The following is a 19,717-nucleotide window of genomic DNA, read 5'->3' on the forward strand; positions in this document are numbered from 1 at the left end:
GCTTATTGACAGTCAAAAGACTAAAATAATCATGTCTAAGTATATTATAAATTGAAATAGGCTGCTATTTATAAATCATTTGTCAAAATCATAATTGGGATCGAACCATGCTGGCGGTTCTTGCGGTGCATCGGCCCGTGCGCAACCCTGCCAGATGCCCTTTTCCTTCATTGCTTTTTCAATCTCGTTAAGCACAGTGCGCTTCATGCGCACCCATTCCGGAGCGACAAGTCCGCCGGGGACAGCATCAGCCTTGAGGCGGTGGATGACGATGTCGGTGCGCAGGATTGAGATGGCTTCCACCAGCATGGAAATGTATTCATCCTGCTCAAGGGGAGTATATTCGCCCGCTTCGTAGAGTTTGGTCAGCGGAGTTCCCTTGCCAACGAAAAGATTGTGGAATTTGATTCCGGCAATGGGCAGTTCGTTGAGGAACCGCACTGATTCAAGGAAATCGTCACGGGTTTCTCCGGGTAAACCCGCTATAAGATGCGCGCAGACATCCAAGCCGTGGTCATGGGCCATTCTAACGGCCTCGGCAAATTGTTCGGCAGTATGGCCGCGGTTGATGTGTTCAAGCGTCGTATTGTTGGAGCTTTGCAGGCCGAGGTCCAGCCATGTCTCCTTGAGCCCCAGATTTTTGATCAGAGCAAGTTTGTCGTCATCGAGACAGTCTGGGCGTGTGCCAATGCAGAGTCCGGCCAGTCCGGGAAGTCCGTCCAGTTGGTCGAGAGCGCATTTCAGCTCATCATGACTGCAATAGGTGTTGGAGTAGGATTGCAGGTAAGCCAGATAAAGCTTGGCGGTGTAAAGTTTAGAAAGTTTTTCCTGCCAGTGGGCCCATTGCTCCGGAATGGACATGGAAAGGCTGTGCAGTCCCGAACCTGAACCTTGCGGGCTGCAGAAAATACACCCCTTGCGGGAAATGGAACCGTCCCGGTTGGGACAGGTGAATCCGAAATCAAGCGGGATTTTCTGGACCCGTTCTCCGAAACTTTGTCTCAGCCGGGCAGCTAAACCGTAAAAACGGTGCATGAAATCTCCTTATTTGTAGTTTTTAAAACTGTTTATTTACAGTTTAGTTGTAAAAGTTTGTTTTTACGGACTGTTATGATGATGGGACAGTAACTGATCGAAGTACTGTAATGTGTTGCCTGCTACACTTTCTTCTGCTAGTTAACTCCTAGGATTTTCTTTTGATAGACGTTAAGTCCGCCTCCTGTGAGGTGTTTTAGAATCACATTTTTTTTGGAGTTTCCAGTTTAATATGGCATCGATTTTCGACAAGATACTCGGTTCGTTTTCCAGTGACCTTGCAATCGACCTCGGTACAGCTAACACACTGGTTTATGTAAAAGGTAAAGGCGTTATGCTCAGCGAACCTTCTGTGGTCGCTGTGAAGAGAGACGTTAACGGCGGTAGCAAGGTTCTCGCCGTTGGGTTGGAAGCCAAGAGGATGCTTGGTCGAACTCCCGGTAACATCGTGGCTATCAGACCCATGAAAGATGGCGTTATTGCTGACTTTGAAGTCACTGAAGCCATGTTGCGCCATTTCATTTCAAAAGTCCATAACAGCCGCAGGCTGGTCCGTCCGCGGATCATGATCTGCGTTCCCACCGGAATTACTCAGGTGGAAAAAAGGGCGGTCAAGGAAAGCGCACAGTCTGCCGGTGCCCGTGAGGTCTACCTCATTGAGGAGCCCATGGCAGCGGCTATCGGTGCCAACCTGCCGATCACCGAACCTACCTCCAACATGGTTGTAGATATCGGCGGCGGTACTTCCGAAATCGCGGTTATCTCCCTTTCCGGTATTGTTTACGCCCGTTCCGTTCGTGTGGGCGGTGACAAGATGGATGAAGCCATCATGCAGCATGTAAAGCGCAAGTACTCCATGCTTATCGGTGAATCCACTGCCGAATCCATCAAGATCAAGATCGGTTCCGCATTCCCGCTGGAAGAGGAACTGGAGATGGAAGTCAAGGGACGTGACCTCGTGACCGGTATCCCCCAGAATATTCTGATCACTTCCGAAGAGATCAGGAAAGCAATTTCCGAACAGGTGGATTCCATTGTTCAGGGCGTTCGTGTGGCCCTTGAACAGACTCCGCCTGAGCTTGCAGCCGACATCGTTGACCGCGGTATTGTGCTTACCGGCGGTGGAGCACTGCTTAAGGGGCTGGACCAGCTTCTGAGTCAGGAAACCCATCTGCCCATCACTGTGGTTGATATGCCTCTTGATGCTGTTGTTGTCGGTTCCGGTAGAGCTTTAGATGAGATAAACATCTATAAAGACGTAACTATTGATTAATTGTCCGCTCCTTTTGCCGCGGATGGGATCGAGTGCACCAGTTACGGCTGAGGGCATAGTTTTTTGCGGATTCTATCTGTAAAAAGCTATGTCCTCAGAAATTAACCGCACCCGGATTTGAGATTGATTCCAATTTTCTCAGTCCGGATTTTCGTCTTTCTGGTTATAGCTATTTTCAATTTGTTTTTTAATCTCTGCTCTCAATTACAGAGGATTAAGTGTGAAGCTTAAGCGTGCCGCTATAGCCGTCATTATTGGCCTGTTTGTCTACCTCAGTCTTTATTCATGGAACTTGAGGTCCGGACAACTGGACCGTCTCGCCGGGTTTACCGGTCTTGAAATCGTCAAATGGGTTCTGTGGCCCTGTGAATATGTGCATGACCAGTCGGTGGAGTTCTGGGACAAGTATGTTTATCTGGTGGGTTTGAAACAACTCAATGATCAACTGAGTTCCCAGAATGATTTGATGCGTCTTGAGATTATGAAGCTGCGTGAAAAGGCTGCCGAGGCCGAACGTTACCGGAACCTGCTTGAGATCAAGCCGGTGCATAACTGGAAAACAGACGGAGCCCGGATTATCGCCCAGCGGATGGGGCCTACAGCAGCCCTTGATACAATGATCATCAATAAAGGTGTAGTCTCGGGTGTCGATCCCGATACCCCTGTGATCACTCCTCTCGGAGTTGTGGGCCGGGTTGTAGAACCTGGACTCAGTGCTTCAAAGGCGATGCTGCTGACTGATTTGAACAGCAGGATTTCTGTTCGCGGTCAGATCCACCGTTCAACCGGGCTTCTGGTCGGAAACGGAGATGGCGAGCCTTTAAGTGTAAAGTATATGAAGATCAATGCCCCGGTCACAGAGGGGGAAATTCTGGTCACCTCCGGACTTGCCGGTCTGTTCCCTCCTGGATTGCCGGTCGCCAAGATTATTTCTGTTGAGCGATCTGATATTTCGCTTTTTCTTAATGTGGAAGCTATTCCATTGGTGGACATGGAGAATACCGAAGAGGTGCTTCTGTTGCACAGGGGTGCTCCCGATACCAATTCTCCTGCCGGGAATGCAAACGCCACGTCCCGCACCGGAAATTCCACCACAGATGAAGGGAGGTAGGCCATGTATTCCGCTTTTTGGTGGGCCTGCTTCAGCTTTTTAGCAATTTGGGTGCAGAAGATTATACCGGGAGTGGATTTCCTTGCTCCGGGATTGTTGCTCTGCATCCAGTTGGAGAAGAAGTATCATATCGTCTGGCTGATCCTGATCTGGTCTCTTGTTCAGGACGGTATCGGCGGTCTTCCCTTCGGTTATTCCGTTCTCTGGTATTCCTCAATACTCGTATTGTATCGTTGCGGAGCGATGTTTTTTGATGTGCAGTCCATGATGTTCGCCCTGCTTTGCGGAGTTGTGCTTGGTGCGTTGCATCCTGCGTTGACCGCAATGATGTCTATGCTCGCGGATATGATCTGGGTGCCGGACCGTTATATCTTTGAAGGAGTCCTGCAGGCCGTTATTTTTCCAGTTGAGTGGCTCCTGTTGAAATATATTTATCCGCAAAGGTTTAGACATGAGCCTGTATGAATCCAAAACCCAGCAACCTCCCAAGAACGGATTGTTGCTTTTGCAGGGGCTTATTCTGCTCCTGTTTTGCATTTTTGCACTGCGTTTCTGGTACTTACAGATACATAAGGGCGAATATTTTTCCGAACAGGCCCGCAATAACCAGTTGCGTCAGGACAATCTATATGCCCCGCGCGGACTGATCAGGGACCGTAACGGTCAGCTTCTGGCTGTAAACGAACCTGCCTATGCGCTCGGAATTGTCCGCGAAGACTGTAAGGATCTCGATGCCACTTTGAAAACCGTTTCCAAGTGGACCGGTGTTGAACTGGCTGAAATCGAGAAAGTTTTCAAAAAGTCCAGGCGCAGGGTCAAGCCCTTCGAACCTCTCATTCTTGTTCCCAACCTTACTTTTGAACAGGTGGCAGTGATTGAAGCCAATTCGCTGCACTGGCCCGGTCTTGAAGTTGTTGTCCGTCCCCGGCGTAAATATTTGCAGGGGCCGCTCCTTTCTCACGTCCTCGGATATGTGTCAGAGGTTGATGAGGCGGAACTGGAAGAGGATTCTGATTTGGCTGTAGGCGATTATGTCGGAAAGCAGGGTCTTGAGTCTGTGCTGGAAAAAAGGTTCCGGGGGGTCAAGGGCCGCAGGCAGAGCGAGGTCGATGCCACCGGACGGAGACTCAAGCAGCGCATTCTTAATCCGCCAATTGCCGGGGAGGATATCGATCTTTCAATTGATCTCGGCTTGCAGGAATTAGGTGGAAAGCTGCTTGAAGGAAAAGCCGGCGCAGTAGTGGTCATGAATCCTGATAACGGCCAGATTCTGGCTTTTGTCAGTGCTCCTTCATACGACAACAATGCATTCACTGACGGCCTCAGCCAGAAACAGTGGGTTGCCTTGCGTGATGATCCGCGTACACCGTTGCAAAACAGGGTTATCCAGTCGGTATATCCTCCGGGATCGGTTTTTAAGATGACTGTTGCCGGGGCTGGGTTGCATTACGGGATGATTACTCCTGAAGATACTGTTTATTGTCCCGGACATATGAAGCTCGGTAAATATGTTTTCCGTTGCTGGCGAAAGGGCGGGCATGGTGAAACAGACCTTGAAAAGTCGTTGGTTGAATCATGTGACGTCTATTATTACAAGCTCGGACTTAAGCTCGGTGTCGACAGGCTCAGTGAATTTGCCTTTGCCGCCGGATTCGGTAAGCCCACAGGAATTTCACTTCCGCATGAAAAAGGCGGCTTGATCCCGACCCGTGATTGGAAAAAACGGCGCTTCGGTGATATCTGGCATCCGGGTGAGAATCTCAACTTTTCCATTGGACAGGGATATACTCTGGTAACCCCCTTGCAAGTGGCCCGCTCCATTTCATCGCTCATTAATGGAGGCAAGCTGCTTCGTCCCCAGCTTCTGGCCGGTGAACCGGCTGAAGAGCAGGGCGAGCTTCCGCTTACAGACAAACAACGTGAAATAATTCGCAAGGCCATGATCAAAACAGTTGATGGTCAACGGGGGACTGCCCGCAGGCTGCGCATGAAAGGGGTTGTTGTAGGCGGAAAGACAGGCACCGCACAGGTAGTTAAGCTTACTGATGAGCTTAAAAAAATGAAGGATGAAGATATCCCCTATAAATACAGGGACCATGCCTGGATGGCCAGTTTTGCTGAAAAAGGGACCCAGCGCTATGTGGTGGTCTGCATGGTGGAGCATGGATTGCACGGAAGCTCCGGCGCCGGTCCGATAGTAAAATCCATCTATGAGTATCTTTTCAAAGAAAAGAAGGAAAAGAAATAATGTCTCCCATTGACCGCAGATTACTTATTCATATGAACTGGTTCCTGCTGGGACTGGCGGCAATGCTTTTCTTTGTCGGTGTCCTAAATCTTTATTCCGCCAGCGGGTTCAGGCTGGAGCAGGGCATGAGTGTAAGTTCCTTCTATCAGAAGCAGCTTATCTGGGGCCTGATGGGCTTCGCCGGAATGATCACTTTTATGCTTTTTGATTACCGGCACTTAAGGACTATTGCATGGCCTTTGTTCTGGGTGACCGTCATTCTGCTGGCCTGCGTTCCCGTAATTGGTAAGACCATTTACGGTGCCCGCCGTTGGCTTGATCTGGGTTTTTTTAATTTCCAGCCCAGTGAAATGGCTAAGATCACCATTCTGGTTATCGGGGCCAAGATTCTGTCACGCAGCGGTGATCCCCTGAATCTTAAGAGTCTCGCTTATGTCGTCGGTGTGGGGCTTATTCCCGCAGGTATGGTAATTACTCAGCCGGACCTTGGTTCTGGTCTGAACATCCTGCTTATTCTTGGCGGGATGATTCTTTATCGAGGACTTACTCCCAAGCTGTTTAAGACATTGGCAATTATAGGACCGTGCCTGATTCCGATCGGCTGGTTTTTTCTGCACGATTACCAGAAGCGGCGTATTGTTTCATTCATGAACCCGGCCAGCGATCCGCTGGGAGCGGGATATCATATCATCCAGTCGGAAATCGCTATCGGTTCCGGACGTGTCTGGGGTAAAGGATTTCTGGGCGGAACGCAGTCTCAGCTGCGGTTTCTGCCCGAAAAGCATACTGACTTCGCCATCGCTGTTTTCGGTGAGGAGTGGGGCTTTGCCGGAGCCATGGCTCTGCTTAGTCTTTTTTGTGTGTTTTTGTATCAAATGGTTGTGACAGCCAGAGAAGCAAAAGACCTGTTCGGAAGCTATCTTGCGGCAGGCGTATTCTTTTATTTCTTCTGGCAAATCCTTATCAATATGGGTATGGTCCTCGGACTAATGCCGGTAGTAGGCATCCCTTTACCATTCATCAGTTATGGCGGCAGTGGTACCGTCGTCAACCTTTGTCTCGTGGGGCTCGTTTTAAACGTTTCCATGAGGCGTTACGTATTTAAACAGGGGTAAGCCGCATGTTTGGGTTTTCAAAAACCGGCTCTGGGGAAAAGGAGATTAAAATGGCAAAAGATGAAATAAATGCATTCTTAGGCAGCGGAACCGATTATCAGGGTAAGCTGAACTTTCAGGGTGCAGTACGTATTGACGGTAATTTCAACGGTGAAGTTGAATCCGAGGGAACTCTGGTCGTAGGCCGCGAAGCGAAGGTTGAAGGCGTTTTGCGTGTAGGTCAGCTTGTTCTTAGCGGGCGTGTGACAGGTGAGGTTTATGCTGGCGAAAAGGCAGTCCTGCATAAGACTGCAAATCTGCAGGGCAACCTGGTCACCCCCACATTGGTAGTGGAAGAAGGTGCGGTTCTGGAAGGGCGTGTAACCATGAGTTCTAGCTCGTCTTCTGCAACTGAAACAGAAACAGAAGAAATTAGTTAAAAAAATAACAAGCCAGTGTTGACGGGGGTTAATGGGCGAAAAGTAACCGATTCATTTTCAAAAACCCTTTGACACAAGCTCTAAATTTAGCTACACCGCAACTGACTTTGGACAAAAATTCACAACCTTTTCGGGAGCAGGCATGATTGATTTAGATATTAGCTTTTTTATCCAGTTAGCGAACTTCATCATCACCCTTCTTGTTCTCAACCTTCTTATGTTTCGTCCTATCCGTGAAATCATCAGGAGACGCGCAGAGCTTATGAGCGATCAACTCTCCAAGGTGGAAAATTTCAACGGACAGGCTGCAACCAAGGTTAAGGATTACGAAGCTGCTCTGGACTCTGCCCGCAAAGAGGGAATGGAAATCCGGAACGACTTCAAAGATCAGGGAGCTGCTCAGGAACAAACATTGCTTGCCGAGGCCGGAAAAGTCGCAGCCGCGACTATGAAGGAAGCTCGCGCGGAGGTTGCAGCTGATAAAGGTGCAGCAATGAAAGTTCTTGGTGGCGAAGTTGAAGCTTTTGCTCAGAAGGTTACAGCCAAGGTTCTTGGCTAGGCCTAATCAATATCGAAGGGGGGTTTAGCCTTGAAGCGGAAAAACATGATCATGGCAACAACCGCTCTTTCCGTACTGCTGGCAGCAGGCGCAGCCTATGCAAGTGGTGGAGAAGGGGCGCACGAGATTCCCTGGGCAAACTTCGGTTGGCGTGTACTTAACTTGATCCTCGTCCTCGGGATCCTTTACAAGTTTGCTGGCGAGAAAATCGCCTCTCTCTTTAAAGGACGCCAGGCAGGCATCAAACAGGAGCTAAACGATCTGCAGTCCCGCAAGGAAGCAGCAGAGAAAAAGCTCCGCGACGTCGAATCAAGTATTGCTAATCTGGAACAGGAAAAGGATTCCATCCTTTCCGAGGCCAGATCTCAGGGCGAGGCCATGAAGGCGGCGATCATCCAGAAAGCCGAGCAGACTGCCGAGCAGATCAAAGCTCAGGCCAAAGTCTCCGCAGAGCAGGAAGTAAACGTAGCACTGGACGAAATGCGTGCAGAAATGGCTGACAAAGTCATCGAAGCAGCTGAGAAAATCGTCAAGAGCAAGCTTACCAAAGCTCAGCACGAGACTCTGGTGGATGAATACTTAACAAAGGTGGTGCTCTAATGACCGGGAACATAGTCTCACGCAGATACGCCAAGGCGCTGTTCTCCGTTGGCCAGAAGCAGGGAGAAACTGACCTTGCGGCGTATGGTAAGGCACTGTCCGAGTTGTCCCAGATACTGGAGGAATCCCCGGAGGCCCTGAGGCTCTTCCAGAATCCTGTTTTCAGTGCGGATGAAAAGAAAGCCGTGCTTGAAAAACTGCTTGAGAAGACCTCGGCAGGACCTGTGGTTAAAAACTTTTGCAGCCTTCTGGCCGACAAAGGACGTCTGCCGGTTATTCCCGAGATCGCAAGCGACTTCGCAGGAATGCTGGACAACGTTCAGGGTGTCGTCCGTGGCAAACTGGTGACTGCAATCAAGCTGACCGTTAAGCGTCAGAAAGAAATTCAAGACCGTCTTGAAGAACAACTGAAAAGCAAACTTGAGCTCGAGTTTGCTATGGATAAAGACATCCTCGGAGGTGTTGTTCTCAAGGTAGGCGATAAAGTTCTTGATGCAAGCATTCGCGCACAGCTGCAAATGATGAAAGAACAGATTAAAAGGGGTGTGTAGGGCCATGCAGATTAAAGCGGAAGAAATCAGCAAAATCATTGAAGATCAGATTCAGAATTATGAGTCTAAGGTCGAAATGAGCGAAACCGGTACCGTACTGTATGTTGGTGACGGTATTGCTCGTGTACATGGTGTTGAGAACGCAATGGCTATGGAACTCCTCGAGTTCCCCGGCGGCCTGATGGGCATGGTTCTCAACCTCGAAGAAGATAACGTCGGTGTTGCTCTCCTCGGTGACGACACAGGCATTAAAGAAGGTGACCCGGTAAAACGTACCGGCAAGCTCTTCTCCGTACCTGTTGGTGACGCTGTTATGGGTCGCGTTGTGAACCCTCTCGGACAGCCCATCGACGGTCTCGGACCTATTGAAGCAAAAGAAACCCGTCCTGTTGAGCTTAAAGCTCCCGGTATCATCGCACGTAAGTCCGTACATGAACCCATGTACACCGGTCTGAAGGCGATTGATGCGATGACTCCCATCGGACGTGGTCAGCGTGAGCTGGTTATTGGTGACCGTCAGGTTGGTAAGACCGCTATCTGCGTTGACGCAATTCTCGCTCAGAAAGATTCCGGTATCCATTGCTTCTACGTAGCTATCGGTCAGAAAAAAGCATCAGTTGCTCTTGTTGCTGACATTCTGCGTAAGCACGGTGCAATGGAATACACCACAATCATTTCTGCAACAGCATCTGAGCCTGCACCTCTGCAGTTTATTTCTGCATACACCGGTGCAACCATGGCTGAGTACTACCGTGACGGTGGTAAGCACGCCCTCATCGCTTACGATGACCTTTCCAAACAGGCTGTTGCTTACAGACAGATGTCTCTCCTGCTTCGTCGCCCTCCGGGACGTGAAGCATACCCCGGTGACGTTTTCTACCTGCACTCAAGGCTCCTCGAGCGTTCTTGTAAAGTAAATGATAGCCTCGGCGCCGGTTCTCTGACCGCACTGCCTATCATTGAAACTCAGGCAGGTGACGTATCCGCATACATCCCGACCAACGTTATCTCTATTACCGACGGTCAGGTTTACCTCGAGCCTAACCTCTTCAACTCCGGTATCCGTCCTGCTGTTAACGTAGGTCTGTCCGTATCCCGAGTTGGTGGTGCTGCTCAGATTAAAGCTATGAAGCAGGTTGCCGGTACTCTGCGTCTTGACCTCGCACAGTATCGTGAACTGGCAGCTTTCGCAGCTTTCGGTTCCGACCTCGATAAGGCCACTCAGCAGAAGCTGAACCGCGGTGCCCGCATGGTTGAGCTTCTTAAGCAGCCTCAGTACAAGCCCATGAACGTCATGGAGCAGGTTGTATCTCTGTACGCCGGTACCCGCGGCTACATGGATGAAGTTCCTGTTTCCGCAGTACGTAAATATGAAGATGAACTCCAGGAATTCATCGCTAACGCGAAGCCTGAAATTCTGGAAGGCATCAAGACTAAAGGCGCTATTGACGACGATATCGAAGGCAAGCTGAAGGCCGCTCTGGAAGAGTTTAATAAAGGTTTCACAGCTTAATCCTGGGAGGTACTGATGGCTTCTCTTAAGGATGTCCAAAACCAAATCGTCAGTATTAAAAAGACTAAGCAGATTACCAAAGCCATGAACATGGTTGCGTCGGCTAAACTGCGTGGTGCTCAGGACAGAATTGAGCGCTTCCGCCCCTACGCAGACAAGTTCTATGAAATGCTTGGCGATCTGGCAGCAGGCGCGGATTCCTCCGTTCACCCGTTGCTCGAAGTCCACGAAGAGATCAAGACCGTAGGTATCGTACTTACTACCTCTGATCGCGGACTTTGCGGTAGTTTTAATGCGAATATGATAAATGCAGCCCTTAAACTGGCTGCTGCAAAGAAGGCTGAAGGTAAAGCTGTAAAGTTTTACTGCGTAGGTAAAAAAGGCGCTGCCGCCGTTAAGAAGACTGAGTTCGAAATCATTGAAGCATATACTGATGATATGAGCTCCTTCGACTTTAACCTTGCTGCATCCATCGGTAACAAAGTTATCGACGCCTACCTTGCTGAAGATCTTGATGAGGTTTTCCTCGTCTTCGGTAAATTTGTAAACGTTGGCAGCCAGCCACCGGAAACCCTCCAGATCCTGCCCATGTCTTCAGACGCCGCAGGTGAAGAAGCTGAATCCGGTGCTAGCAGCGAATACATTTACGAACCTTCCGTTGAAGGCCTTCTCGCGGAGCTGCTGCCCCGTTTTGTTAAAGTTCAGGTTTACCGCGGTCTGCTCGACACATCCTGCAGTGAACACGCTGCACGTATGGCTGCCATGGATAACGCATCCAGAGCATGCGACGATATGACCGAGACTCTGACTCTGCTTTACAACAAAACCAGGCAGGCCGCTATTACCGCGGATCTTATGGACATTGTCGGCGGCGCAGAAGCGCTGAAAGGATAATATAGGGGGTTACTCTGATGAGTAAAGTTACAGGTAAAATTGTTCAGGTTATCGGCGCGGTTGTTGACGTCGAATTTCCTGAAGGGCAATTGCCCAACATTCTGACTGCGGTCGAGATTGATAACCCGAACAACTCCGATGCACCTGATCTGGTGTGTGAGGTTGCACAGCACCTCGGTGACAATGTTGTTCGTACCATCGCTATGGACGCTACCGAAGGTCTCGTTCGCGGCATGGAAGTAGTTGCAACCGGTAAATCCATCTCCGTACCTGTCGGTGACGGCGTTCTCGGTCGTATCCTCAACGTTGTTGGTCGCCCTGTTGATGAACTGGGTCCCATCGACGCTAAAGAATCTATGTCTATTCACCGCGCTGCTCCGGAATTTACCGAGCAGTCCACCAAGGTTGAGCTGCTGGAAACCGGTATCAAGGTTGTTGACCTTCTCGTCCCCTTCCCCAAGGGTGGTAAGATGGGCCTCTTCGGCGGCGCAGGTGTTGGTAAAACCGTTATTCTGATGGAAATGATCAACAACATTGCGAAACAGCACGGTGGTAAATCTTGCTTCGCAGGTGTTGGTGAGCGTACCCGTGAAGGTAACGACCTCTACCATGAAATGAAAGACGCAGGCGTTCTTGAGAAGTCTGCTCTCGTATACGGCCAGATGAACGAACCTCCGGGAGCACGTGCTCGTGTTGCACTGACCGCTCTGACCATCGCTGAGTACTTCCGTGATGTAGAAGGTGAAGACGTTCTTCTCTTTATTGATAACATCTTCCGTTTCACCCAGGCAGGTTCCGAGGTATCCGCACTTCTCGGTCGTATGCCTTCCGCAGTTGGTTACCAGCCGACTCTCGGTACTGACCTTGGTGGACTCCAGGAACGTATTACCTCCACCAACAAAGGTTCCATTACCTCTGTTCAGGCTGTTTACGTCCCTGCGGATGACTTGACTGACCCCGCACCTGCTACCACCTTCTCTCACCTTGACGGTACTCTCGTTCTTTCCCGTCAGATTGCAGAGCTTGGTATTTACCCTGCGGTTGACCCTCTTGACTCCACCTCCCGTATTCTCGACCCCAACATTCTTGGTGCCGAGCACTACAACACTGCTCGTGAAGTTCAGATGGTTCTGCAGAAATACAAAGACCTTCAGGACATCATCGCCATTCTCGGTATGGACGAACTGTCCGACGAAGATAAGCAGACTGTTGCACGTGCACGCCGCATCCAGCGTTTCCTCTCCCAGCCCTTCCACGTTGCTGAAGTATTCACCGGTACCCCCGGCGTATACGTAAAGCTGGAAGATACTGTTAAGGCTTTCAGAGGAATCCTCGACGGCGAATACGATAGCATGGCTGAAAACTCTTTCTACATGGTTGGCGCAATCGAAGAAGCCATTGAAAAAGAGAAAAACAAATAGCATAGGACGCGATTATGGCTAGTAAGCTCCTTTTGGAAATCGTTACTCCTGATCGCAAGGTCCTTTCCCAGGAAGTCGACTATGTCGGCGCACCGGGAATTGAGGGTGAGTTTGGTATTATGGCCAATCACATACCCTTTCTTTCGGCTCTCGGCGTAGGTAACCTCTACTTTAAAGAAGGTAACCGCACTCACTATATCTTTGTTTCCGGCGGCTTTGCCGAAGTAGGAAACAATAAAGTGACCATTCTCGCTGAAGTTGCTGAAAAGGCCGTTGAGATCGACATCGCTCGGGCTCAGAAAGCTCAGGAAAAAGCGAAGGCTCGTTTGGCTAAAGCACAGGATCGCATTGAATCCGCTCGCGCGCAGGCCGCTCTCCAGAGAGCTCTTGCACGCTTAAGCTGCAAAGATGCGGCCCAGAAGGCCGGAACTACCACTCACTAGAGCTTAGTTTCAGCCTCAAGCCCACATGGCTATCAGGGAGCAGACTGTTTAAACAGTCTGCTCCTTTTTTTATGTAATCTCTTAGATAGCATACTGAAATCATGTAAAAATTAAATTCAATAAAATTTTATTACGCATTTACTCAAGTCCGGCAACCTGATAACAAGTTGCGAGCAAATAATATTGGAGAGTAATTTATTATGAATAAATCATTTGCCTGCGCTCTTGTTCTCGCCGGAGGGAAGGGTACCCGCATGCATTCGGACAGCCCCAAGGTGCTTAAAACCTTACTCGGTGAGTCCATGCTCTACTATGTATATAAGGCCTTGAAACCTGCTCTTGGAGAGGATGTCTTTACCATTGTCGGGTTTGAAGCCGGACAGGTTGAGAGTGCTTTTCCCGACATGAAGGACCGTTTTGTCCTTCAGGCCGAACAGCTTGGAACCGGTCATGCCCTCCAGATGGGCTGGGATCGGATCAAAGATTCCGGTGCTGAATACTGCTTGGTTATTAATGGTGATACTCCGCTGATTCAGGAACAGGCCGTGACAGATTTTCTTGAAGCGGTTAAAAATGATGTTGCCGATCTTTCTTTTATGAGCATCACTCCTGATAAACCGGCTGCTTTTGGGCGTGTTATCCGCGATAAGGCCGGTCGGGTTACCGCCATCGTGGAAGCCAAGGATTATGACGAATCAGTACTCGGTCCTGCGAGCGGCGAAGTCAATGCCGGGATCTATTGTCTTAAAATCTCTGCTGTGGACAGCTTACTTAGTAAACTGACCAACAATAATAAGAGTGGTGAGTATTATATTACTGATCTTGTTGACCTTGCTGTGGAATGTGGCATGAACGTCACCGCAGTGAATGCCGGAAACTCCATTGATCTTATGGGGATTAATAGCCCGCTGGAGCTTGCCAAGGCAGAGTCGGCGCTTCGTTTGAGGACAGCTGAAAAGTTGCTTGAAAATGGGGTTACCCTGCACAATTGGGAATCGGTTGTAGTCGGTCCCGGTGTTGAAATTGAGCCGGGTGCTGAAATCACAGGGCCTTGCGAGATTTATGGTTCGTCAAAGATCTGTCGTGGTGCTGTACTTCAGTCACATGTGCGGATAGTGGACAGCTTTGTTGAATCCGGAGCAATAATTAAAGCATACAGCCACCTTGAGGAAGCTCAGGTTGGCCGTGACTGTATGGTCGGTCCATACGGACGTCTGCGCCCGGGTGCTGTTCTTGAGGAAGAGTCCAAGGTGGGCAACTTTGTAGAAGTAAAGAAGGCAGTTCTCGGTAAGGGAGCAAAGGCCAGCCACCTGACATACCTCGGAGACAGTGAAATCGGGGCAGGAACAAATATTGGAGCGGGTACTATCACCTGCAACTATGATGGGGTGAACAAACACAAAACCGTTATCGGTGAAGGTGCGTTCATCGGCAGTAATACTGCTTTGGTGGCCCCGGTGACTATAGGCAAAGGTGCCTTGATCGGAGCCGGTTCCACAATAACTAAGAATGTAAAAGATGGTGACCTCGGTGTCGCAAGAGGCAGGCAGGTCAACATTTCCCGGACTTCTAAGAAGTCTTGATTTTGTAAAGATAAGGTATTAGGGTAGAACTATGGAAATAATCGCTCATTTGGAAGAACGTTTCGATAAGATGCTGCAAAAAATTAAGCAACTCGAAGAAGAAAATGCTTTTCTTCTTGAGGAACTTGAGCAGGAGAAACAGCGTAAGGACGAGGTCCGCGATCGCATTGAAGTTCTCCTGAACAAAGTTGAAGGTACCATCGAATAAGGGTTTTCAGATCCGTTTCCCTTCAAAAGGAGGGAACGGATTTATATAAATTCTACAGGAATACTGCCGCCGGATTAATATGCCCCGTTATACTATTCCCGTTCTCGGACTTGAAATTTCTTTCAAGACCGATGCGGACAAAGAAAGAATTGAAGCCGCGAAAGATGTGCTCGAAGAGAGATTTGGCGAGCTTACCCGGGGCGGAAAAAATGTCAGCAGGGAGAAATTACTCACCTGTCTGGCTCTTAGTCTGGCCGATGATTACCTTGAACACAGCCGCAAACTCGAAATGATGGAAGAGAAAATTAACGCGCTGTTAGAGAAGTGATAAGCTGTGCACGGCACTGCTTTTTAAGATATAAAGAAATTTCCCTGGGGAGTGCGTGATTGCCCTATGGCTTTTGAACCAATATAAAAAGTAAGGGAGCAAGCTTCACCGGAGTGGTGTGCAGGCCCGGTTTTGCCGGGAAGCCTGAAATTCCGGGGGCGGCGCCCACCTGTTAGACTAGGTTCTAACGTATACGGCAACACGGCATCTCCGGGGTCCCAATATGGGTATTCTCGGTCTTGGTATGAATTAACAAGTTTAATTTATTAAATTTCTACCGAACCACTTAAAAACACCTCATTCAGCCTTTAGTTCTCTTCTTTCCATTGCAGATTGTTATAATCGTCCGATTGTATTAATCGGTAATGACGAATCAGGTCCTTTGAGGCCTGTCAACATACAAAGGAGAAAGGCATGTTTGGGGATTTTTTTCTGATTTTATTTGGAATCGCCCTGGGTGCCGCAGGCGGATACGCCCTGCATCGGTACGTGAATTCCAAACGTCTGGCTGATTCTCAAGGATTGGCTGACCGTATTGTCCAGGAAGCCCGTAAAGAAGCTGAAGCCATGAAAAAGGAAATCAAGCTTCAGGGTCAGGATGAAGTTTATGCTCTGAAAAAAGAGCAGGAAAATGAGTATAAAGAGATGGAGCGCGGCCTGAAAAGGCAGGAGGAACGTCTCCAGGAAAAAGAAGAGCGTCTTGAACACAAGCTTGAGAAAGTAGCCAGTAAAGAGTCCGAAGTTGTGGCTCTTGAAAAGCGTATGATCAAGCAGGAAAAGAAGCTCGAAGGTCTTCGCGAAGATCTCGAAAGAAGAAAGGATGAGCACGAGCGCAAATTGCAGGAAGTCTCCGGACTGACTGTTGAAGAAGCGCGTGAAAAGCTCATGACCGAAATTGAAAGCAGGACCCGCCACGAGGCTGCCAAAATGGTTCGCGCCATTGAAATGGAAGCCAAGGAAGAGGGAACCCGCAAGGCCCGCAAGATTCTCGCCCTCGCTATCCAGCGTTACTCCGGCGATTACGTCAACGAACAGACTGTTACAGCTGTAACCCTTCCTTCCGAAGACATGAAGGGCCGCATTATCGGACGTGAAGGCCGCAACATCCGTGCTCTTGAAGCTGCTACCGGTGTTGACCTGATCATTGATGATACTCCGGAAACAGTTGTTCTTTCCGCTTACAGTCCGCTGCGCCGCGAAGTGGCTAAGCAGGCTCTTGAGCGTCTGATCCACGATGGACGTATCCACCCCGCACGCATTGAAGACATAGTCAACAAGGTCGAGCAGGAAATGGACGTCAAACTGCGTGAAATTGGTGAGCAGGCAACTTTCGATGTAGGCGTACACGGTATTCATCCCGAAATCGTCAAACTCATCGGTCAGCTGCAGTACCGTACCAGTTTCTCCCAGAACGTGCTTCAGCACTCACTTGAAGTGGCTTTCCTCTGTGGAATCATGGCTGCAGAACTGGGCATGGACGAGAAAATCGCCAAGCGCGCAGGCCTGCTGCACGATATCGGTAAGGCTGTTGACCACGAAATCGAAGGTCCTCACGCTGTTATCGGTGCCGACCTTGCCAAGAAGCATGGTGAATCCAAAGAGATCATCCACGCTATTCAGGCTCACCACGAAGATGTTCCGCCCAAATCCGTACTCGCAACCCTCGTACAGGCTGCGGACTCCCTGTCCGGTGCCCGTCCCGGTGCACGTAAGGAACTGCTGGAAAACTACGTTAAGCGTCTTGAAGAGCTTGAAAACGTGGCTACCGGTTTCGACGGTGTTTCCAAAGCCTACGCCATTCAGGCGGGCCGTGAGATCAGGGTTATGGTTGATGCTGAAAAAGTATCTGACGATAACACCCATATGCTCTGTAAGGACATTGCCACCAAGATTGAAAACAACATGACCTATCCAGGCCAGATTCGTGTGACCGTTATCCGCGAACGGCGCTCGGTGGGCTATGCAAAGTAAGTAACTTCCTGAAAGGCCCGGTTAACCGGGCCTTTTCTTTATTATCACATTCCATGCGCATATTATTTCTCGGTGACATATTCGGCAGGCCCGGTCGTAAGGGGATCGCTGCAAAAGCTAAGGCGCTTCGTGAGGAGCTTGGTCTTGATCTGATCATTGCCAACGGGGAAAATGCGTCTCAGGGAATCGGGCTTTCAATCAAGAATGCCCAGCAGCTTCTTGATTACGGGATTGACCTTTTAACTTCCGGTAACCATATCTGGAAGTTCAGTAATATTTATTCTTTCTTAAAGACCAATGACCGGATCGTGCGTCCGGCGAACCTGCCGGAAGGAACTCGTGGAAGAGGCTGGACTTCTTTTGCTGTCCGTGGTGAAGTGCCCGTTGCGGTTATTAATCTGCAGGGACGGGTCTTTATGGACCCGGTGGAATGCCCGTTTAAATGTGCGGATAAAATTTTAGAGGAAATCGGCCCAGAGATTAAGGTCATACTGGTTGATTTTCATGCTGAGGCCACTTCGGAGAAGCAGAGCCTCGGGCGCTACCTTGACGGGCGGGTCAGTGCCATGCTGGGCACCCACACCCATGTTCAGACCAATGATGCCCGCATTTTTGAAAACGGCACCGGCTATATAACCGATGCAGGTATGTGCGGTCCGGTTGAATCCTGTTTGGGCTTAAGTCCCAATCCGGTCATCAAACGCTTTGTGACCGGTCTTCCCCAGAAATGGAAAGTTGCTGGCGGCCCCATAGAATTACAAGGCGTGCTGCTAGAAATAGATGAAGAAACAGGTCGGACTGTCTCAATTGAGACATACAATTCGGGCCGGATGACCGTATAAGAAAAGTTTCTATAAAAATATTGCTTATCGACGATTTTCCCCAGCAAAGCTTAACAAAAGGTTTTGGGATTCTTGCTCTAGCCCTTAGGCGAGAAGTTCTGTTTCGAGTCTTAGGGATAGCGACAGTGGAACAAACCCTTTGCAAAAAGATTTGAGTCCGCCGGGAGGCTCGCCGAAGGCATAAAAAGCCTAATGCAGGCAAATAAATACATTCTTAAAGAGGTTTAACCAAATGAACATTTATGATGAACTTAAGTGGCGAGGGCTGATCAATCAGGTGTCTGACGAAGAGAAGGTACGCGAGTATCTGGATACTCCGGGTCAGTACATGTATTGCGGCTTCGACCCCACTGCCGACAGCCTGCATATCGGTAACCTTGTTCCTTTGCTCAGCCTTGTACGTATGAAGCGTGCCGGTCACAATCCGCTGTTTCTTCTTGGTGGTGCAACCGGACGTATCGGTGACCCCAGCGGTAAGGACAAGGAAAGGGAATTCTCTTCTATTGAAAAAATTGAATCTCAGGCTGCAAATATCAAAGCCCAGATTGAATCTTTTGTTGAGCGCAATACCGGTGAGAAGGCCGAAGTAGTTAACAATTACGACTGGATGAAAGAGATCTCCTTTCTTGATATGCTGCGCGATGTGGGTAAGCATTTCACCATCAACTGGATGATGGCCAAGGAATCCGTAAAAGGCCGTTTCGGTCGTGATGATGTTGGTATTTCCTATACTGAATTCAGCTACATGCTTCTGCAGGGCTACGATTACTACCATCTTTTCATGGAAAAAGGCTGCCAGCTCCAGATTGGTGGCGGCGACCAGTGGGGCAACATCACCGCAGGTTGCGAACTGATCCGCCGCAAGGCTCAGGGTGAAGGCTATGCAGTAACCTTTCCGCTGATCACAACCGCATCCGGCCAGAAGTTCGGTAAAAGTGAAGGCAACGCCGTATTCCTGAATCCTGAACTGACTTCTCCGTACACATTCTACCAGTTCTGGATCAATACTGATGACCGTGATGTAATCAGTTTCCTCAAGTACTTCACCTTCCTTACCGAGGAAGAGATTGCTGAGATCGCAAAAGAGCATGAGGAAGCTCCGCACATGCGTGCCGCTCACAAGCGTCTTGCCGAAGAAACAACCATCATGATTCACGGTAAGGAAGAACTGGAAAAGGTTCAGGCCGCAACCGCAGCTCTGTTCGGCAATGGCGATATCATGTCTGTTGATGCCGCAACCCTGCGCGGTGCCATGGAAGCTGCTCCCGGCGTTGAATACGCTAAGGCAGACCTGCCCGATCTGCCCCAGATCCTGCTCGACCTCGGCATGGTTAAATCCAAAGGTCAGGCCCGCAAGGATATTCAGGGTGGTGGATTGTACATTAACAACGAACGTGTCTCCGAGTTCGATTATGTTCCCGGCGAGAATGACTTTATCGGCGGTGAATGCATGCTCATCCGCAAAGGTAAAAAGAACTACGGTTTAGTTACCGTTAAATAAATAAAGTCCAATACGGATTGATTTGGCCCGCTGGAAGATCCTTTCAGCGGGCTTTATTGTGCATACTGCTTTGCAATCAGGATTAAGCAATGTATTGTGTGC

The 19,717-nt window shown here is 49.5% G+C and carries 20 protein-coding genes and 1 other RNA gene; 20 read left to right on the plus strand and 1 reads right to left on the minus strand.

From position 1 onward, the window contains the following. Positions 1–75: 75 nt before the first annotated feature. Positions 76–1,035, minus strand: coding sequence for a TIGR01212 family radical SAM protein (locus tag ACKU40_RS17720; protein ID WP_320174112.1), 960 nt, complete (start codon positions 1,033–1,035; stop codon positions 76–78). A 232-nt stretch (positions 1,036–1,267) separates the two neighbouring features. On the opposite strand from ACKU40_RS17720, the gene ACKU40_RS17725 reads away from it, so the two are divergent. The 20 genes from ACKU40_RS17725 (at position 1,268) to tyrS (ending at position 19,615) form a co-directional block, all read left to right on the plus strand. Then, on the plus strand, positions 1,268–2,308 hold the full coding sequence (locus ACKU40_RS17725) for a rod shape-determining protein (RefSeq protein ID WP_015853329.1): 1,041 nt from the start codon (positions 1,268–1,270) through the stop codon (positions 2,306–2,308). Positions 2,309–2,528: 220 nt separating this feature from the next. Then, a complete protein-coding gene (gene mreC, locus ACKU40_RS17730) occupies positions 2,529–3,419 on the plus strand; it encodes a rod shape-determining protein MreC (protein ID WP_320174113.1) in 891 nt (296 codons plus the stop codon). Positions 3,420–3,422: 3 nt separating this feature from the next. Next, the gene (locus ACKU40_RS17735) at positions 3,423–3,884 is read left to right on the plus strand and encodes a hypothetical protein (RefSeq protein WP_320174114.1); all 462 of its coding nucleotides are present in this window, start codon (positions 3,423–3,425) and stop codon (positions 3,882–3,884) included. After that, the gene (gene mrdA / locus ACKU40_RS17740) at positions 3,871–5,667 is read left to right on the plus strand and encodes a penicillin-binding protein 2 (protein WP_320174115.1); all 1,797 of its coding nucleotides are present in this window, start codon (positions 3,871–3,873) and stop codon (positions 5,665–5,667) included. Before ACKU40_RS17735 ends, mrdA begins: the two co-directional genes overlap by 14 nt. After that, on the plus strand, positions 5,667–6,782 hold the full coding sequence (rodA, locus tag ACKU40_RS17745) for a rod shape-determining protein RodA (protein ID WP_320174116.1): 1,116 nt from the start codon (positions 5,667–5,669) through the stop codon (positions 6,780–6,782). Before mrdA ends, rodA begins: the two co-directional genes overlap by 1 nt. Positions 6,783–6,832: 50 nt before the next feature. Then, on the plus strand, positions 6,833–7,201 hold the full coding sequence (locus ACKU40_RS17750; protein ID WP_320174117.1) for a polymer-forming cytoskeletal protein: 369 nt from the start codon (positions 6,833–6,835) through the stop codon (positions 7,199–7,201). A gap of 142 nt (positions 7,202–7,343) precedes the next feature. Then, positions 7,344–7,760, plus strand: coding sequence for an ATP synthase F0 subunit B (locus tag ACKU40_RS17755; RefSeq protein WP_320174118.1), 417 nt, complete (start codon positions 7,344–7,346; stop codon positions 7,758–7,760). A 45-nt stretch (positions 7,761–7,805) separates the two neighbouring features. Beyond that, a complete protein-coding gene (gene atpF / locus ACKU40_RS17760) occupies positions 7,806–8,360 on the plus strand; it encodes a F0F1 ATP synthase subunit B (protein ID WP_015853322.1) in 555 nt (184 codons plus the stop codon). Next, a complete protein-coding gene (locus tag ACKU40_RS17765; protein ID WP_320174119.1) occupies positions 8,360–8,911 on the plus strand; it encodes a F0F1 ATP synthase subunit delta in 552 nt (183 codons plus the stop codon). The genes atpF and ACKU40_RS17765 overlap by 1 nt, the downstream gene beginning before the upstream one ends. Before the next feature lie 4 nt (positions 8,912–8,915). Continuing rightward, the gene (gene atpA / locus ACKU40_RS17770; protein ID WP_320174120.1) at positions 8,916–10,424 is read left to right on the plus strand and encodes a F0F1 ATP synthase subunit alpha; all 1,509 of its coding nucleotides are present in this window, start codon (positions 8,916–8,918) and stop codon (positions 10,422–10,424) included. Between the two features lie 15 nt (positions 10,425–10,439). Continuing rightward, the gene (locus ACKU40_RS17775; protein WP_320174121.1) at positions 10,440–11,318 is read left to right on the plus strand and encodes a F0F1 ATP synthase subunit gamma; all 879 of its coding nucleotides are present in this window, start codon (positions 10,440–10,442) and stop codon (positions 11,316–11,318) included. Positions 11,319–11,335: 17 nt separating this feature from the next. Then, positions 11,336–12,739: a F0F1 ATP synthase subunit beta gene (gene atpD, locus ACKU40_RS17780; protein ID WP_320174122.1), complete on the plus strand. Its 1,404-nt coding sequence runs from the start codon at positions 11,336–11,338 to the stop codon at positions 12,737–12,739. A 14-nt stretch (positions 12,740–12,753) separates the two neighbouring features. Then, positions 12,754–13,182 (plus strand): F0F1 ATP synthase subunit epsilon, encoded by a 429-nt coding sequence (locus ACKU40_RS17785; protein WP_319777935.1) that lies wholly within the window; start codon positions 12,754–12,756, stop codon positions 13,180–13,182. Between the two features lie 200 nt (positions 13,183–13,382). Beyond that, complete coding sequence (gene glmU, locus ACKU40_RS17790) at positions 13,383–14,765, plus strand: bifunctional UDP-N-acetylglucosamine diphosphorylase/glucosamine-1-phosphate N-acetyltransferase GlmU (protein ID WP_320174123.1); 1,383 nt, start codon at positions 13,383–13,385, stop codon at positions 14,763–14,765. A 31-nt stretch (positions 14,766–14,796) separates the two neighbouring features. Next, positions 14,797–14,973, plus strand: coding sequence for a hypothetical protein (locus tag ACKU40_RS17795; protein WP_320174124.1), 177 nt, complete (start codon positions 14,797–14,799; stop codon positions 14,971–14,973). A 79-nt stretch (positions 14,974–15,052) separates the two neighbouring features. Further along, positions 15,053–15,301 (plus strand): cell division protein ZapA, encoded by a 249-nt coding sequence (locus tag ACKU40_RS17800; RefSeq protein WP_320174125.1) that lies wholly within the window; start codon positions 15,053–15,055, stop codon positions 15,299–15,301. A 38-nt stretch (positions 15,302–15,339) separates the two neighbouring features. Further along, a non-coding RNA gene (ssrS, locus tag ACKU40_RS17805) (6S RNA) lies at positions 15,340–15,522 on the plus strand. Positions 15,523–15,715: 193 nt separating this feature from the next. Next, a complete protein-coding gene (gene rny, locus ACKU40_RS17810; protein ID WP_320174126.1) occupies positions 15,716–17,272 on the plus strand; it encodes a ribonuclease Y in 1,557 nt (518 codons plus the stop codon). A gap of 53 nt (positions 17,273–17,325) precedes the next feature. Next, on the plus strand, positions 17,326–18,114 hold the full coding sequence (locus ACKU40_RS17815; protein WP_320174127.1) for a TIGR00282 family metallophosphoesterase: 789 nt from the start codon (positions 17,326–17,328) through the stop codon (positions 18,112–18,114). Positions 18,115–18,346: 232 nt separating this feature from the next. Beyond that, a complete protein-coding gene (gene tyrS, locus ACKU40_RS17820; protein ID WP_320174128.1) occupies positions 18,347–19,615 on the plus strand; it encodes a tyrosine--tRNA ligase in 1,269 nt (422 codons plus the stop codon). Positions 19,616–19,717 lie beyond the last annotated feature (102 nt).

It is taken from the genome of Maridesulfovibrio sp. (genome assembly GCF_963666665.1).
GTDB lineage: Bacteria > Desulfobacterota > Desulfovibrionia > Desulfovibrionales > Desulfovibrionaceae > Maridesulfovibrio.